The sequence below is a fragment of the Streptomyces sp. SID13666 genome (genome assembly GCF_010548325.1).
GTDB classification, from domain to species: Bacteria; Actinomycetota; Actinomycetes; order Streptomycetales; family Streptomycetaceae; genus Actinacidiphila; species Actinacidiphila fildesensis.
The window spans coordinates 47,317-64,312 of the sequence record NZ_JAAGLX010000009.1; the positions used below are offsets into that span (position 1 = coordinate 47,317).

General features: G+C 71.5%; 13 protein-coding genes. 11 read left to right on the plus strand and 2 right to left on the minus strand.

Annotated elements, in window-relative coordinates; translation table 11 throughout:
* Window positions 1–192: 192 nt before the first annotated feature.
* From lepA to hemW, 3 genes are all read left to right on the plus strand, one after another.
* Window positions 193–2,079, plus strand: a complete 1,887-nt coding sequence (gene lepA / locus G3I60_RS14980; protein WP_138353160.1) for a translation elongation factor 4 — start codon at window positions 193–195, stop codon at window positions 2,077–2,079.
* 254 nt (window positions 2,080–2,333) lie between these two features.
* Window positions 2,334–4,220 (plus strand): long-chain fatty acid--CoA ligase, encoded by a 1,887-nt coding sequence (locus G3I60_RS14985; RefSeq protein WP_138353161.1) that lies wholly within the window; start codon window positions 2,334–2,336, stop codon window positions 4,218–4,220.
* Between the two features lie 68 nt (window positions 4,221–4,288).
* Window positions 4,289–5,521 (plus strand): radical SAM family heme chaperone HemW, encoded by a 1,233-nt coding sequence (gene hemW / locus G3I60_RS14990; RefSeq protein WP_164293983.1) that lies wholly within the window; start codon window positions 4,289–4,291, stop codon window positions 5,519–5,521.
* A gap of 162 nt (window positions 5,522–5,683) precedes the next feature.
* Here hemW and G3I60_RS14995 read toward each other — a convergent pair whose 3' ends face one another.
* Window positions 5,684–6,517: a DUF3097 domain-containing protein gene (locus G3I60_RS14995; protein WP_164293984.1), complete on the minus strand. Its 834-nt coding sequence runs from the start codon at window positions 6,515–6,517 to the stop codon at window positions 5,684–5,686.
* Between the two features lie 156 nt (window positions 6,518–6,673).
* Window positions 6,674–7,399: an MBL fold metallo-hydrolase gene (locus tag G3I60_RS15000; protein ID WP_164293985.1), complete on the minus strand. Its 726-nt coding sequence runs from the start codon at window positions 7,397–7,399 to the stop codon at window positions 6,674–6,676.
* A gap of 168 nt (window positions 7,400–7,567) precedes the next feature.
* Here G3I60_RS15000 and hrcA point away from each other — a divergent pair, with 168 nt between their 5' ends.
* The 8 genes from hrcA to G3I60_RS15040 all read left to right on the plus strand — a co-directional run bounded on the left by hrcA (window position 7,568) and on the right by G3I60_RS15040 (window position 16,977).
* A complete protein-coding gene (gene hrcA, locus G3I60_RS15005; RefSeq protein WP_138353257.1) occupies window positions 7,568–8,584 on the plus strand; it encodes a heat-inducible transcriptional repressor HrcA in 1,017 nt (338 codons plus the stop codon).
* Window positions 8,585–9,718: a molecular chaperone DnaJ gene (dnaJ, locus tag G3I60_RS15010; RefSeq protein ID WP_138353165.1), complete on the plus strand. Its 1,134-nt coding sequence runs from the start codon at window positions 8,585–8,587 to the stop codon at window positions 9,716–9,718.
* Window positions 9,719–9,857: 139 nt separating this feature from the next.
* Window positions 9,858–10,922 carry a nitronate monooxygenase gene (locus G3I60_RS15015; protein ID WP_138353166.1) on the plus strand — a complete coding sequence of 355 codons (1,065 nt, stop codon included), beginning with the start codon at window positions 9,858–9,860 and terminating at the stop codon, window positions 10,920–10,922.
* Entirely contained in the window at window positions 10,919–11,668 is a 750-nt protein-coding gene (locus G3I60_RS15020; protein ID WP_164293987.1) for a 16S rRNA (uracil(1498)-N(3))-methyltransferase, read from the plus strand. The genes G3I60_RS15015 and G3I60_RS15020 overlap by 4 nt, the downstream gene beginning before the upstream one ends.
* Before the next feature lie 139 nt (window positions 11,669–11,807).
* A complete protein-coding gene (locus G3I60_RS15025) occupies window positions 11,808–12,272 on the plus strand; it encodes a hypothetical protein (RefSeq protein WP_138353168.1) in 465 nt (154 codons plus the stop codon).
* A 46-nt stretch (window positions 12,273–12,318) separates the two neighbouring features.
* Window positions 12,319–15,615 (plus strand): S41 family peptidase, encoded by a 3,297-nt coding sequence (locus G3I60_RS15030; RefSeq protein WP_164293988.1) that lies wholly within the window; start codon window positions 12,319–12,321, stop codon window positions 15,613–15,615.
* A gap of 91 nt (window positions 15,616–15,706) precedes the next feature.
* The gene (locus tag G3I60_RS15035) at window positions 15,707–16,066 is read left to right on the plus strand and encodes a histidine triad nucleotide-binding protein (protein ID WP_138353170.1); all 360 of its coding nucleotides are present in this window, start codon (window positions 15,707–15,709) and stop codon (window positions 16,064–16,066) included.
* Between the two features lie 5 nt (window positions 16,067–16,071).
* Entirely contained in the window at window positions 16,072–16,977 is a 906-nt protein-coding gene (locus G3I60_RS15040; RefSeq protein WP_138353171.1) for a ribonuclease Z, read from the plus strand.
* Window positions 16,978–16,996: the final 19 nt, after the last annotated feature.

A 16,996-nucleotide genomic window follows, 5' to 3' on the forward strand; every position in this document is an offset into this window, starting at 1 on the left:
AGCCTTCTCAGGTTCGGGTACTTTTCATTGAGCGCCTCGGGTCACAGGGCACGAGGCACAGTGCTCCAGGCTACCAGCCGCCCGCACGACCTCCCAAACCGGTCCCAGGCCTCCAGTCATGGGACGATGGGGGTCAACGTATCGATCCGCCTACAGACGTCAGACGTCAAGCGTCGAGAAACAGGACCCTGCGTGCCCGCGACCCCGATCAATGTTCCGCAGCCGAGCCGTACCGACCCGGCGCTGATCCGTAACTTCTGCATCATCGCGCACATCGACCATGGCAAGTCGACGCTCGCCGACCGGATGCTCCAGCTGACCGGCGTGGTCGATCCGCGGCAGATGCGTGCCCAGTATCTCGACCGCATGGACATCGAGCGTGAGCGTGGCATCACGATCAAGTCCCAGGCGGTCCGGCTGCCCTGGGCGCCCACGGACGGCGACGCCACGGCCCCGACCCACATCCTGAACATGATCGACACCCCGGGCCACGTGGACTTCACGTACGAGGTCTCGCGGTCGCTCGCCGCCTGCGAGGGCACCGTCCTCCTGGTCGACGCGGCGCAGGGGATCGAGGCCCAGACCCTCGCCAACCTGTACCTGGCGCTGGAGAACGACCTCGCGATCATCCCGGTGCTCAACAAGATCGACCTGCCGGCCGCCCAGCCGGAGAAGTTCGCCGAGGAGCTGGCGCACATCATCGGCTGCGAGCCGTCCGATGTGCTCAAGGTCTCCGCGAAGACCGGCGTCGGCGTGGGCGACCTGCTCAACGAGGTCGTGAAGAAGGTGCCGGCCCCGGTCGGCGCCAACATCGCCGAGGCCCCGGCCCGCGCGATGATCTTCGACTCGGTCTACGACTCCTACCGTGGCGTGGTCACGTACGTGCGGGTCGTGGACGGTGAGCTCAAGAAGCGCGAGCGCATCCAGATGATGTCGACCGGCGCGACCCACGAGCTGCTGGAGATCGGCATCTCCGGTCCGGAGATGACGCCCTCCGACGGTCTCGGGGTCGGCGAGGTCGGCTACATCATCACCGGTGTGAAGGACGTCCGGCAGTCCAGGGTCGGTGACACGATCACGTCGCAGTCCAAGGGCGCCACCGTGGCCCTGGGCGGCTACAAGGACCCCAAGCCGATGGTGTTCTCCGGCCTGTACCCGCTCGACGGCTCGGACTACCCGGAGCTGCGGGAGGCGCTGGACAAGCTCCAGCTCAACGACGCCGCGCTGGTCTACGAGCCGGAGACGTCCGCCGCGCTCGGCTTCGGCTTCCGCGTCGGCTTCCTCGGCCTGCTGCACCTGGACGTGGTCCGTGAGCGGCTGGAGCGCGAGTTCGGCCTCGAACTGATCGCCACCGCGCCCAACGTGGTCTACCGCGTGGTGATGGAGGACCGCTCCGAGCACATCGTCACGAACCCGAGCGAGTTCCCCGAGGGCAAGATCACCTCGGTGTACGAGCCGATGGTGAAGTCGACGATCCTCGCGCCCAACGAGTTCGTCGGCGCGATCATGGAGCTGTGCCAGTCGCGTCGCGGCTCGTTGCTCGGGATGGACTACCTGTCGGCGGACCGCGTCGAGCTGCGCTACGACCTGCCGATGGCCGAGATCGTCTTCGACTTCTTCGACAACCTGAAGTCGAAGACCCGCGGCTACGCGTCGCTGGACTACGAGCCCAAGGGCGAGCAGACCGCCGACCTCGTCAAGGTCGACATCCTGCTGCACCACGACAAGGTGGACGCGTTCTCCGCCATCCTGCACAAGGACAAGGCGTACGCGTACGGCGTCCGGATGGTCGACAAGCTGCGCAAGCTCATCCCGCGGCAGAACTTCGAGATCCCGATCCAGGCCGCGGTCGGCAGCCGCGTCATCGCCCGTGAGACGGTGCGCGCGATCCGCAAGGACGTGCTCGCCAAGTGCTACGGCGGCGACATCTCCCGTAAGCGCAAGCTGCTGGAGAAGCAGAAGGAAGGCAAGAAGCGAATGAAGATGGTCGGCAGCGTGGAGGTCCCGCAGGAGGCCTTCATCGCGGTGCTGTCCACGGACTCCGACGGCGGCGGCAGCGAGAGCAAGGGCAAGAAGTAGTTCTTCGCGTCACACTCCGCGCCCAGGGCGCCCCACCGGAAACGGAGGGGCGCCCTCCGTGTATCCGGCCCGGTTCGCGGGCGCAACCCCCACCTGCGACGCGTCCGAAGCATGTACCTGGCACCTACTCGATTGGTTACGGTTGCAACGAGCGGCCCTGAGCCCCTTACGCGCCGGGCGATGGGCCTCTACTCTGATCGCGACGCAGAGGTTACTGGTGAGTTAACAGAGCAGGCGCGGGCCCGGAGGATGTCGTGACAGAGACACAGACGCTGATCGAGACCCGACCGCCATCCGTGGCGACACTCTTCCTCGAACGGGTGGAGTCGACTCCCGACGCGGAGGCATACCGCTACCCCGTGATCGACGCGGCCGGGGGCCCGGACAGCTGGCGTTCGCTGACCTGGGGCCAGGCCTCGGGACGGGTGTTCGCCATCGCGGCCGGTCTGATGGACCTCGGGATCAGTTCCGAGGAGCGGGTGGCCATCGCCTCCGCGACACGGGTCGAGTGGATCCTCGCCGACCTGGGAGTGCTGTGCGCGGGTGCGGCCACCACGACGATCTACCCCAGCACCAACGCCGACGAGACGGCCTTCATCCTCGCGGACTCCGGCAGCCGGGTGCTGATCGCGGAGGACGCCGTACAGGTCGGCAAGGCCCGTGAGCGGCGCGCCGAGCTTCCGGAGCTGGCCCATGTGGTCGTGATCGACGCCACCGGTGTCGAGGACGCCGACGGCTCCGGTGACGGCTGGGTGCTCTCGCTCGACGAGCTGGAGCGGCGCGGCGCGGCGTTCCTGGAGAAGCACCCCGAGGCGGTCAAGGACGCCGTCGGCGCGATCACCCGCGACCAGCTCGCGACGCTGATCTACACCTCCGGCACCACCGGCCGCCCCAAGGGCGTGCGGCTGCCGCACGACTGCTGGGCCTACATGGCCCGCGCGATCCAGTCGGTCGGCCTGCTCGACGAGAACGACGTCCAGTACCTGTGGCTGCCGCTCGCGCACGTCTTCGGCAAGGTGCTCACCGCCGGCCACATCACCATCGGCCACGTCACCGCCGTGGACGGCCGGGTCGACAAGATCATCACCAATCTGCCGCTGATCCAGCCGACCTACATGGCGGCAGTGCCCAGGATCTTCGAGAAGGTCTACAACGGTGTGGCGGCCAAGGCCCGCGCGGGCGGCGGCGCCAAGTACAAGATCTTCAAGTGGGCGTCGGAAGTGGCCCGCGAGTACGCCAAGGTCACCCAGAACAACCTGCGCCTCACCGGCAAGGCCAGCGCCCCCTTCGGGCTCTCCGCGAAGCACGCCGTGGCCGACAAGCTCGTCTACGCCAAGATCCGCGAGGCGTTCGGCGGCAAGCTGCGCGCCTGCGTCTCCGGCTCCGCCGCGCTGTCGCCCGAGATCGGCTACTTCTTCTCCGGCGTCGGCATCCACATCCTGGAGGGCTACGGGCTCACCGAGTCCAGCGCCGCCAGCTTCGTCAACCCCGGCGAGTCGTACCGCACCGGCACCGTCGGCAAGCCGCTGCCCGGCCTCGAGGTCCGGATCGCGGAGGACGGCGAGATCATGCTGCGCGGCCCCGGCATCATGCAGGGCTACCACGGGCTGCCGGAGAAGACCGCCGAGGTCCTGGAGCCCGACGGCTGGTTCCACACCGGTGACATCGGGGAGCTGTCCGCGGACGGCTTCCTGACGATCACCGACCGCAAGAAGGACATCATCAAGAACTCGAACGGCAAGTACATCGCGCCCGCCGCGGTGGAAGGCCAGTTCAAGGCGGTCTGCCCGTTCGTCAGCAACGTCCTGGTGATCGGCGCGGACCGCAACTTCTGCACCGCGCTGCTCGCCCTGGACGAGCCGACGATCCTCGGCTGGGCCACCGAGAACGGGCTCGAAGGCCGGAGCTACGCCGAGGTCGTCGCCTCCCCGCAGGCCCGCGAGCTGATCGAGGGCTATGTGGCGCGGGTCAACGAGGACCTGCAGCGCTGGCAGCAGATCAAGCAGTTCCGGCTGCTGCCCCGCGACCTCGACGTCGAGCACGGCGACCTGACCCCGAGCCTCAAGCTCAAGCGGCCGGTCGTCGAGCGCGAGTTCCAGTCGCTGATCGACGACATGTACGCGGGATCGCGCGAGGCGTAGCAGGAGCGATGGCGCTCGTCCCCGAGTGAGTGGGACGAGCGCCGCCGCCGGGGGCGGACAATGGGGTCATGCCTTCCGTACTGCCTGATGGTGAGCCGATGCCCGAGGACGGGGCGCTGCCCGCGAGCGCGCTCGCAGAGGCGGGCGCCCGGCCGCTGGGGTTCTATCTGCACGTCCCGTACTGCGCCACCCGCTGCGGCTACTGCGATTTCAACACCTACACCGCGAGCGAGCTGCGCGGCTCCGGCGGGGTGCTCGCCTCGCGCGAGAACTACGCGGACTACCTGATCGACGAGGTCCGGCTCGCCCGCAAGGTGCTCGGCGACGACCCGCGCCAGGTCGAGACCGTCTTCGTCGGCGGCGGCACCCCGACGCTGCTGCCGGCCGCCGACCTGGTCCGGATGCTGGCCGCGATCCGCGCCGAGTTCGGCTTCGCGCCGGGCGCGGAGATCTCCACGGAGGCCAACCCCGAGTCCGTCGACCCGGCCTATCTGGCGGAGCTGCGGGCGGGCGGCTTCAACCGGATCTCGTTCGGTATGCAGAGCGCCAAGCAGCACGTCCTGAAGATCCTGGACCGCAAACACACCCCGGGCCGGCCGGAGGCCTGCGTCGCGGAGGCGCGCGCCGCCGGCTTCGAGCACGTCAACCTGGACCTGATCTACGGCACACCGGGCGAGTCGGACGACGACTGGCGGGCCTCGCTGGACGCGGCGATCGGCGCCGGACCCGACCACGTCTCCGCCTACGCCCTGATCGTCGAGGAGGGCACCCAGCTGGCGCGGCGGATCCGCCGCGGCGAGGTGCCGATGACCGACGACGACGTGCACGCCGACCGGTACCTGATCGCCGACGAGCGGTTCGCCGCGGCCGGATTCGACTGGTACGAGGTGTCGAACTGGGCGACCACCGAAGCGGGCCGCTGCCGGCACAACGAGCTGTACTGGACCGGCGCCGACTGGTGGGGCGCGGGCCCCGGCGCGCACAGCCACGTCGGTGGCGTGCGGTGGTGGAACGTCAAGCATCCGGGCGCGTACGCGCAGGCGCTGGCCGAGGGGCGCAGCCCTGGCGCGGGACGGGAAGTGCTCGCGGACGAGGACCGGCGCGTCGAGCGGATCCTGCTGGAGTTGCGGCTTGCGGCGGGGTGCCCGCTGGGGTTGCTGGCACCGGCGGGGGCGGCGGCCGCGGCGAAGGCGGTAACGGACGGTCTCCTGGAGGCCGGTCCTTACGCCGACGGGCGGGCCGTTCTGACACTGCGGGGGCGGCTGCTCGCCGACGCGGTGGTGCGGGACCTGGTCGACTGAGTGGGTGGGGGTGGGCGTGGGAGCCCTGCGGGGCTGTTCCCCGACCCCGCCCCTTCCCGAAACCGGGGGCAAGCCCCCGGGCCCCCTTGTCCTCAAACGCCGGACGGGCTGGACGGGGCCGTGGCGCACGGGCTGGATGGGGTGCCGCGTGGGCAGGCCGGCTCAGGGGGCGGTGACGAAGTCGATCAGTTCTTCCACGCGGCCCAGTAGTGCCGGTTCCACGTCCTTGTACGTGTGGACCGACGCCAGGATCCGCTGCCAGGCCTCGCCCGTGGTCTCACGCCAGCCCAGTGCCTCGCAGACGCCGGTCTTCCAGTCCTGGCCGCGTGGTACCGAGGGCCAGGCGGGGATGCCGACGGAGGACGGCTTCACGGCCTCCCAGACATCGATGTAGGGGTGGCCGACGACGAGTACGTCGTCGATGCCGGAGACCTGGCTCGCGAGCCGGGACTCCTTGGAGCCGGGCACCAGGTGGTCGACGAGGACGCCGAGGCGTGCGTCCGGGCCGGGGGAGAACGCGGCGACGATCGCCGGCAGGTCGTCGATGCCCTCCAGGTACTCGACGACGATGCCCTCGACGCGCAGGTCGTGGCCCCAGACCCGCTCGACCAGCTCCGCGTCGTGCCGGCCCTCCACGTAGATCCGCCCGGCCCGTGCCACCCGCGCGCGGGCGCCCTGCACCGCGATCGAGCCCGACGCGGACAGCAGCGGGCCGCGCTGCGCCCCGGGGCCGCTGGTGCGGGGGCGGACGAGGGTGACGGGTTTGCCGTCGAGCAGGAAGCCGCGCGGCTCCATCGGGAAGACCCGGTGCTTGCCGAAGCGGTCCTCCAGCGTCACGGTCAGGCCCTCCGCCGTCTTCTCGCAGCGGATCACCGCCCCGCAGAATCCCGTCGAGACCTCCTCCACCACCAGATCCGGCTCCGCCGCCACCTCGGGCGCGGGCACGCTCTTCTTCCAGGGAGGGGTGAGGTCGGGACCGTACTCTCTGCTGCGCATGGGGGCCATTCTGCTCAGGTGCTGGCGCGGACGTGGGCTTGCTGGGGGTACGGGGGTTATCACCCGGGAGATCGCAGCCAGGGAGGGGTGAGGTCGGGACCGTACTCTCTGCCGCGCATGGGCGGATCGTATCGAGGACAGCGTCCTGGGCGGGGACTACGACGCGGTGAACCGGGCCGTCAGGGCGTCGCGTTGGGCGCGGACGAAGCGGGCGTCCACGGCGGCGCCGTGGCCGGGGACGTACACGGCGGTCCCGCCGCCCACCGCCAGCAGCCGGTCGAGGGTGGCGGGCCAGGCGGCCGGGACGGCGTCGGGGCCCGCCTGTGGTTCGCCGGACTCCTCGACGAGGTCGCCGCAGAACACGACGGCGGGCGTTCCGGGCACGTACACGGCCAGGTCGTGGGTGGTGTGGCCGGTGCCGGGGTGGAAGAGCCGGGCGGTGCGGCCGCCGCCGAGGTCGAGATCGTAGCCGTCGTCGACGAGCCGGTCGGGGCGCACCAGGACGTCCGCCGCCTCGGCCGCCGCCGAGGGGTCGACGCCGTGCGTGACCGCGTCCTCGCGGAGCGCGTCGCGCCCGCGTTCCAGCCGGCCGTCGAGTGCCCGGTGCCCGTACACCCGCACTCCGGAGAAGGCGGCGGTGCCGAAGACATGGTCGAAGTGGCCGTGGGTAAGAGCGATGTGCGTCACAGGGCGGCCGGTCAGTTCCCGCACCTGCAGCCGTAGTCGAGCGCCTTCGGCGAGGGTGGAGCCGGTGTCGATGAGCAGCACGCCCTCGTCACCGACGACCAGGCCGATCGTGACGTCGAGGAAGGGAAGACGGCGGCGGGCGACGCCGGGAGCCAGGTGCTCCCAGCCGTCGGCGCCGGACTCTGCGGTATCCACCCTGTGACGCTATCGCCGGGGGACCCTCCCCGCGCGCTACCGTTGCGACCCTTGCCGGGGCCTTGCTACTCCGCCGTACACTGACTGCGGGGGATGCTGGCACTCGTATCGGATGAGTGCCAGGCCACGGCAGTGCTGGTGCGGGATCTACGGCTGGAGGTGTGCGCGATGCTCAGCGAACGCAGACTCGAAGTACTGCGCGCCATCGTCCAGGACTATGTGGGCACGGAGGAGCCGGTCGGCTCCAAGGCGCTCACCGAGCGCCATGGCCTGGGCGTCTCGCCGGCCACGGTGCGCAATGACATGGCGGCGCTGGAGGACGAGGGCTACATCCACCAGCCCCACACCAGCGCGGGCCGGATCCCGACGGACAAGGGCTACCGGTTGTTCGTCGACAAGCTGGCCGGGGTGAAGCCGCTCACGTCCGCCGAGCGGCGCGCGATCCAGAACTTCCTGGACGGCGCGGTGGACCTCGACGACGTGGTGGGCCGCACCGTACGGCTGCTCGCGCAGCTCACCCGGCAGGTCGCCGTCGTCCAGTACCCGTCGCTCACCCGCTCCTCGGTGCGGCACGTCGAGCTCCTGGCGCTGGCCCCGGCCCGGATCATGCTGGTCCTCATCACCGACACCGGACGCGTCGAGCAGCGGCTCATCGACTGCCCGGCGCCGATGAGCGACACGCTGCTCGCCGATGTGCGGGCCCGGCTGAACGCCCGGGTGGTGGGCCGCCGGTTCGCGGACGTCCCGCCGCTGGTGGCGGATCTGCCGGACGGCTTCGAGTACGACGACCGGCCGTCGGTGTCGATCCTGCTGGCGACGCTGCTGGAGACGCTCGTCGAGGAGACCGAGGAGCGCATCATGCTCGGCGGCGCGGCGAACCTGACGCGCTTCAACCACGACTTCCCGCTGACGATCCGGCCGGTGATGGAAGCCCTTGAGGAGCAGATGGTGCTCCTCAAGCTCCTCGGTGAGGCCAACGACTCGGGCATGACCGTGCGGATCGGGCATGAGAATTTTCACGAGGGCTTGAATTCCACATCCGTTGTGGCGGTCGGCTACGGTTCGGGCGACGAGGCAGTCGCCAAACTCGGTGTGGTCGGACCGACCCGCATGGACTACCCCGGAACGATGGGAGCGGTACGCGCAGTGGCACGTTACGTCGGACAGATCCTGGCGGAGTCGTAGGTGGCCACGGACTATTACGCGGTCCTTGGCGTGCGCCGTGACGCCGGACAGGACGAGATCAAGAAGGCCTTCCGCCGCCTCGCGCGCGAGCTGCATCCGGATGTGAATCCGGATCCGAAGACCCAGGAGCGCTTCAAGGAGATCAACGCCGCGTACGAGGTGCTCTCGGACCCGGCGAAGAAGCAGGTCTACGACCTGGGCGGCGACCCTCTGTCGTCCTCCGGCGGCGGTGGCGCGGGCGGCTTCGGAGCCGGTTTCGGCAACTTCAGCGACATCATGGACGCCTTCTTCGGGCAGTCCCAGCAGCGCGGTCCGCGGTCGCGGACCCGGCGCGGCCAGGACGCCATGATCCGGCTGGAGATCGAGCTGGACGAGGCGGCCTTCGGCACCACCAAGGACCTCCAGGTCGACACGGCGGTGACGTGCGGCACCTGCTCCGGCGAGGGCGCTGCGCCCGGCACGGCGGCGCAGACCTGCGACATGTGCCGCGGCCGCGGTGAGGTCTCGCAGGTCACCCGGTCCTTCCTGGGCCAGGTCATGACCTCGCGGCCGTGCCCGCAGTGCCAGGGCTTCGGCACCGTGGTGCCGACCCCGTGCCCGGAGTGCGCGGGCGACGGCCGGGTCAGGTCCCGCCGTACGCTCACCGTCAAGATCCCGGCGGGCGTCGACAACGGCACCCGCATCCAGCTGGCGGGCGAGGGCGAGGTCGGCCCCGGCGGCGGCCCCGCCGGCGACCTGTACGTGGAGATCCGGGAGCTTCCGCACCCGACCTTCCAGCGGCGCGGCGACGATCTGCACTGCACGGTCACCATCCCGATGACGGCGGCGTCCCTGGGCACGAAGTGCCCGCTGGAGACGCTCGACGGCATGGAGGAGATCGACGTCCGGCCCGGTACCCAGTCCGGCCAGTCGATCCCGCTGCACCAGCGCGGGGTGACCCATCTGCGGGGTGGCGGCCGGGGTGACCTGATCGTGCACGTCGAGGTCATCACGCCCAACAAGCTCGACGCCGCGCAGGAGGACCTGCTGCGGCAACTGGCCAAGTTGCGTGGCGAGGAGCGGCCGACCGGTCACTTCCAGCCCGGCCAGCAGGGGCTGTTCTCCCGGTTGAAGGACGCTTTCAACGGCCGCTGAGACCGCCGCCGGCGTCCAGCGGGGCGCCGGCTCCTCCAGCGGGGCGCCGGCTCCGACCGTCCCCCAGCCTCCGGCCGGGGGTGCCCCCATGGGGCGGGCCTGACCTGTTCGGGCCCGCCCGGCGTGAAACGATGGGCGTATGTCCGCGTTGACCGATCTCTCGTCGTTCTCGGCGTTCCCGATCATCCAGGCGCCGATGGCCGGCGGCGGGTCCACCCCGCGGCTCGCCGCGGCCGTGAGTGACGCCGGCGGCCTGGGATTCCTCGCCGCCGGGTACAAGACGCCGGAAGCGATGTACGAGGAGATCCGGCAGCTGCGCGACCTGACGTCGAACCCCTTCGGCGTGAATCTCTTCACGCCGCAGCCCGACACCGCCGACCGGTCCGCCGTCGAGGTCTACGCCGAGCAGCTCGCGGGCGAGGCCGCCTGGTACTCCACGCCGCTCGGCGACCCCGAATCGGGACAGGACGACGCCTACGACGCCAAGGTCTCGATACTGCTGGACAATCCGGTCCCCGTCGTCAGTTTCACCTTCGGCTGTCCCGACCGGCCGGTCTTCGACGCGTTCGCGAAGGCCGGGACGTACACCGTGGTCACCGTCACCACACCCGGTGAGGCGCTCGCCGCCCAGTGGGCGGGCGCCGACGCGGTGTGCGTCCAGGGGACGGAGGCGGGCGGCCACCAGGGCACCCACCGGGACGATCCGGAGCTGGACCACGCGGGGTTCGGGCTGCTGTCGCTCGTCCCACAGGTCCGCGACGCCGTACAGCTCCCCGTCATCGCGACGGGCGGGCTGATGCGCGGCAACCAGATCGCGGCCGTTCTGGCGGTGGGCGCGGACGCCGCGCAGCTGGGCACCGCCTTCCTCGTCTGTCCCGAGTCCGGGGCCAACGCGCTGCACAAGCGCGCCGTCACCGACCCGGTCTACGCGCGCACCGAGTTCACCCGGGCGTTCTCCGGGCGGCCGGCGCGCGGGCTGGTCAACCGCTTCATGCGGGAGCACGGGCCGTACGCGCCCGCGGGCTATCCGCAGATCCACCATCTGACCGCGGGCATCCGCAAGGCCGCAGCGGCGGCCGGAGATCCACAGGCGATGGCGCTGTGGGCGGGGCAGGGACACCGGCTGGCCCGTGACCTGCCGGCGGGCGAACTCGTCGCCGTGCTCATGGAAGAACTCAACGCAGCACGGAAGGCTTTCGGATGACCGCGCCGGTATTCATCGTCGAACCCGGGCAGTTGCGGGACGGGTCGCAGGGCGGCCGGATCGTGCTGTCCGGTGCCGAGGGGCGGCACGCGGTGTCCGTGCGGCGGCTCGCGGTCGGCGAGGAGATCGTCCTGACGGACGGCGAGGGCCTCGGAGCGTACGGCGTGGTCGCCTCCGTCGAGGGCAAGGACCGGCTGGAGGTCGCCGTCTCCGAGCTGCGCACCGAACCGGCGCCGGCGCCGCGGATCACCGTCGTCCAGGCGCTGCCGAAGGGCGACCGCGGTGAGCTGGCCGTCGAGACGATGACGGAGACCGGTGTCGACGCGATCGTGCCGTGGGCGGCGTCCCGGTGCATCACGCAGTGGCGCGGCGACCGGGGTGCCAAGGCGCTCGCGAAGTGGCGTTCCACGGCACGCGAGGCCGCGAAGCAGTCGCGTCGGCTGCGGTTCCCCGAGGTCACCGAGTTGATGACGACCCGGCAGCTGGCGGGTCTGCTCGGCGGGGCGGCCTTCGCCGCCGTTCTGCACGAGGAGGGCTCCGCGCCGCTGGCCGACGCCGCACTGCCGCCCGAGGGCGACATCGTGCTCGTCGTCGGCCCGGAGGGCGGGGTCTCGCCCGACGAGCTCGCCGCCTTCGCCGCCGCCGGGGCCAAGCCGTACCGGCTGGGCGCGACCGTGCTGCGGACCTCCACCGCCGGGGTCGCCGCGACCGCGCTGCTCCTCGGGCGTACCGGCCGCTGGTCCTGACCGGTCCGGTCGACGGGATCGAAGGACGCTCGAAGAACGCCGAAGACTGCCGGATGTGTGGCGAAATCCCGGTCCCGTAAGGGGCGTTCTACGTCGTGTGGGCGATGTGCGCCGGGCAGGACGGCGGGACCCTGCCGGTATGAAGCGTTTACAGCAGTGGGGAGTGGCCGGAGGCCTCGCACTGGCCGCGTTCGGCGGAGTGGTGGCGTGCGATCCGGCGAGTGGGATGACCGCCTCGGCGGTGTCGATCACCACGGACCAGCTGGGCACCCGAGCCCTGAAGGACCACGGGATCAATGTGCAGTGGATGTCGTGCCACGCCTCCGTGGACGGCGCCACGACCGCCTCCGGCACGGCGAGCCCCCGGGCGTCCGGCGCACCGGTCAAGGGCGTCGCGTCCGTGGACTGCCAGGGCGAGACCACCGACAAGCAGAAGATCACCGTCACCGGCCGGGTGACCGAGCAACTCGACGGCCGCTGTGTGCGCGGCAGGCTTACCGCGCAGGTCGGCAAGCGTACGGTCTTCGACGTGAACGGACTGGGCGACTGCTCGGCGACGTCCGGCCCGTCCGGCAAAACCTCCGCCGCATCCGCCAGAAGCTGAAGACAAAGCGCTCGTTCGCGTCCTCGATCATGGTTAATGTGGCGGAGTGACACAGCCTTCGTACCTCCGGTATCCGCATGTAAACGGTGAGTTGGTCGCTTTTGTCGCCGAGGACGACGTCTGGGTGGCGCCGCTCGACGGCGGGCGTGCCTGGCGCGTCAGCGCCGACAACATGCCGGTCGACCATCCGCGCATCTCGCCGGACGGAACGACGGTCGCCTGGACCTCCACCCGCGACGGAGCGCCCGAGGTGCATGTGGCACCCGTCGACGGCGGCCCGTCACGGCGGCTGACGCACTGGGGCAGCGCGAAGACCTCGGTGCGCGGCTGGACGCCGGACGGCGAGGTCGTCGCGATCAGCACGCAGGGCCAGCCATCGCTGCGCCGCACCTGGGCTCGGGCGCTGCCGCTGGACGGCGGCCCCGCGCGCACGCTGCCGTACGGACCGGTCGGCGATCTGGCCTACGGGCCCGGGGGCGCGGTGCTGCTGCAGTCGGCGACGATGGGCCGCGAGGCCGCGGCCTGGAAGCGCTACCGGGGCGGCACGGCGGGCAAGCTGTGGATCGACCTGACGGGCGGCGGCGACTTCGAGCGGCTGCACGCGGACCTCGACGGCAACCTCGAATCCCCGCTCTGGGTCGGCGAGCGAAGCGAGATGCGGGTACCCCCGGCCGAAGGTCGGGGGCGCGTTGCGTTCCTCTCCGACCACGAAGGCACCGGCGCGCTCTACTCCAGCCTCCCGGACGGCTCGGACCTGCGCCGGCACACCCCCCTCGACGGCTTCTACGCCCGGCAGGCCGCGACCGACGGCACCCGCGTCGTCTACAGCTCCGCCGGTGAACTCCACCTGCTCGACGACCTGGAGTCGGCCACGCCGCGCCCGCTCGCGGTCCGCCTCGGCGGCCAGCGCACCGACCTGCAGCCGCACCCGGTCCGCGCTTCGCACCACCTCGGGGACGCCCGCCCCGACCACACCGGACGCGGCAGCGCCGTCGAGGTCCGCGGCACCACCCACTGGGTCACCCACCGGGGCGGCCCGGCGCGCGCGCTCGCCGCGGAGCCTGGGGTTCGGACGCGGCTGCCGCGCACCTTCGGCGGCGAGGGCGACCAGCAGGTCGTCTGGGTCACCGACGCCGAGGGCGAGGACGCCCTCGAACTCTCCCCTGCGGCCGGTCTGGCGCCCGGCGTCGCGCCCCGCCGGCTGGCGGCCGGCCGCCTCGGCCGCGTCCTGGAGCTCGAGGTGTCGCCGGACGGGCACCGGATCGCCGTCGCCTCGCACGACGGCCGGGTGCTGCTCGTCGAGACGCAGACCGGCGAGGTGCGCGAGGTCGCGGCCAGCGACGCGGGCGATGTGACCGGTCTGGCGTTCTCTCCGGACTCGGCCTGGCTCGCCTGGTCGCACCCGGGCCCCGACCCGCTGCGCCAGCTCAGGATCGCCGCGACGTCGGACCTGTCCGTCGCCGACGCGACCCCGCTGCGCTTCAACGACTACGCGCCCGCGTTCACCCCGGACGGAAAGCACCTCGCGTTCCTGTCCGAGCGGGCCTTCGACCCGGTCTACGACGCCCATGTCTTCGACCTGTCCTTCCCCAACGCCTGCCGCCCGCACCTGATCACGCTGGCCGCCACCACCCCGTCGCCCTTCGGCCCGCAGCGGCACGGCCGCCCGGTCGAGGAGCCGGACGACGAGGCCAAGGACGACAAGTCCGAGGGCGACGGCGACAGCGCGGGCAAGGACGGCCGGGGGACCGACGGCGAGGACCGCCCCCGGGTCCCGGCCACCCGCGTCGACTTCGAGGGCATCGCCGACCGCATCGTCGCGTTCCCCGTCGAAGCCGGCCGCTACACCTCGCTGACCGCCGCCAAGAACGGCCTGCTGTGGCTGCGCCACCCGCTGGTCGGCACCCTCGGCACCGCCCTGGCCACGCCCGAGGCGCAGCCGCCCGGCAGCGTCCTGGAGCGCTACGACCTCAAGCAGCTCCGCGTCGAGGAACTCGCCGACGACGCCGAGGACTTCGCGGTCACCGGTGACGGCACCAAGGTGCTGCTGGCCGCGAACGGCCGGCTGCGCGTCGTACCCGCCGACAGCAAGTCGTCGGACGACGACGACTCGGACGCGAACATCACCGTCGACCTGTCGCGGATCCGGGTGACCGTACGGCCGCAGGACGAGTGGCGGCAGATGTACGCCGAGGCGCACCGGCTGATGCGCGACAACTTCTGGCGTGCCGACATGAGCGGCGTCGACTGGAACGCGGTCGGCGAGCGCTACAAGCCCGTCCTGGAGCGTGCCGCCACCCATGACGACCTCATGGACCTGATGTGGGAGGTGCAGGGGGAACTCGGCACCTCGCACGCCTACGTCACCCCGCCCGGCGGCCACCGGGACGCACTGACCCGGCAGGGCCTGCTCGGCGCGGACATCGCCCGCGCGGAGGACGGCCGCTGGCAGTTCGTCCGGGTGCTGCCCGGCGAGTCCTCGGACCCGCAGGCCCGCTCCCCGCTCGCCGCACCCGGGGTCGCGGTGCGTGCCGGCGACAGCCTGCTGGCGGTCGACGGACACGCCGTCGACCCGGTCGCCGGCCCCGGCCCGCTGCTGACCGGCACGGCGGGCAAGCCCGTCGAGCTGACCGTCGCCCCGGCGGACGGCGGCCCGGTCCGGTACGTCGTGGTCGTACCGCTCGCCGACGAGGAGCCGCTGCGGTACCACGACTGGGTCGCGGGCCGCCGGGCCCACGTCCACGAGCGCTCCGGGGGCCGGCTCGGCTATCTGCACGTCCCGGACATGGTCGGCTTCGGCTGGGCGCAGCTGCACCGCGATCTGCGGGTCGAGGTCGCCCGCGAGGGCCTGGTCGTGGACGTCCGCGAGAACCGCGGCGGGCACACGTCGCAGCTCGTCATCGAGAAGCTCGCGCGCCGCATCGTCGGCTGGGACCTTCCGCGCGGCCTGCGCCCGCAGAGCTACCCGCTGGACGCGCCGCGCGGGCCGGTCGTCGCCGTCGCCAACGAGTTCTCCGGCTCGGACGGGGACATCGTCAACGCCGCCGTCAAGGCCCTGAACATCGGCCCGGTCGTCGGCACCCGCACCTGGGGCGGCGTGGTCGGCATCGACAGCCGGTACGACCTGGTGGACGGCACGGCCGTCACCCAGCCCAAGTACGCCTTCTGGTTCGAGGGCTACGGCTGGGACGTCGAGAACCACGGCGTCGACCCGGACGTCGAGGTGCTGCAGCGCCCGCAGGACTGGGCCGCGGGCACCGACCCGCAGCTCGACACCGCCGTCGACCTGGCCCTGGCGTCCCTCGCGGAGCACCCGGCCAAGACACCGCCGCCCATGCCGTAGGGCCCGTCCTGACCGTGCCGGGCGGGGCCCGGCCGATACGATGCGCCTTTCGACGACCAACGCTGCAACGAGCGAAGAGGGAGAAGCACCCGTGGCGGGAGAACCCCAGGCGGACTGCCTGTTCTGCAAGATCGCGGCCGGGGACATCCCGGCGACGATCGTCCGCGAGACCGACACGACGGTGGCGTTCCGCGACATCAATCCGCAGGCCCCCACGCATGTGCTGGTGATCCCCAAGGTGCACTACGCGGACGCCGCCGCGCTCGCGGCCGGCGACCCGCAGGCCGCCGTCGACGTGCTGCGCGAGGCGGGCGAGGTGGCGGCGGCGGAGAAGACCGTCGACCGCGGCTACCGGATCGTCTTCAACACCGGTGCGGGCGCCGGCCAGACCGTGTTCCACGCGCACGCGCACGTCCTCGGTGGGCGCGGCCTTGAGTGGCCCCCCGGATAACCGCCTTGTCCATCCGTGAATTCGTGGTGCTCGGCACCGCCAGCCAGGTCCCCACCCGGCTCCGCAACCACAACGGCTATCTGCTGCGCTGGGACAGCGAGGGCATCCTCTTCGACCCGGGAGAGGGCACCCAGCGCCAGATGCTGCTGGCCGGCGTCGCCGCGCACGACCTGACCCGGATCTGCGTCACGCACTTCCACGGTGACCACTCGCTCGGCCTGGCCGGGGTGATCCAGCGGATCAACCTGGACCGCGTCCCGCACCCGATCGCGGCCCACTACCCCGCGAGCGGGCAGCACTTCTTCGAGCGGCTGCGCTACTCGACGGCCTACCGCGAGACGGCCGTCATCACCGAGGAGCCGGTCGCCGCGGACGGCGTGCTGGCCACCACGGAGGCCTTCACCCTGTCCGCGGCCAAGCTCTCGCACCCCGTGGAGAGTTACGGCTACCGCCTCGTCGAACCCGACGGCCGCCGTCTGATCCCCGCGCGCCTCGCCGCACACGGCATCACCGGCCCGGACGTGGGCCGGCTGCAGCGCGACGGGGTGCTCGACGGGGTGACCCTCGACGAGGTGAGCGAGGTCCGTACCGGACAGCGTTTCGCGTTCATCATGGACACCCGCCTCTGCGACGGCGTCCACGCCCTCGCCGAGGGCTGCGATCTCCTCGTCATCGAGTCCACGTTCCTCAACGAGGACGAACACCTCGCCCGTGACCACGGCCACCTCACCGCGGGCCAGGCCGCCCAGGTGGCCGCAGAAGCCGGCGTCCGCCACCTCGTCCTCACCCACTTCTCCCAGCGCTACACCGACCCCGCCCTCTTCGGCCGCCAGGCCCGCGAGGCCGGTTTCGAGGGTGAACTGACCGTGGCGGAGGACCTGATGCGCGTCCCGGTGCCGAAGCGCCGCTGAATGCCGCTCCCTTGATGCT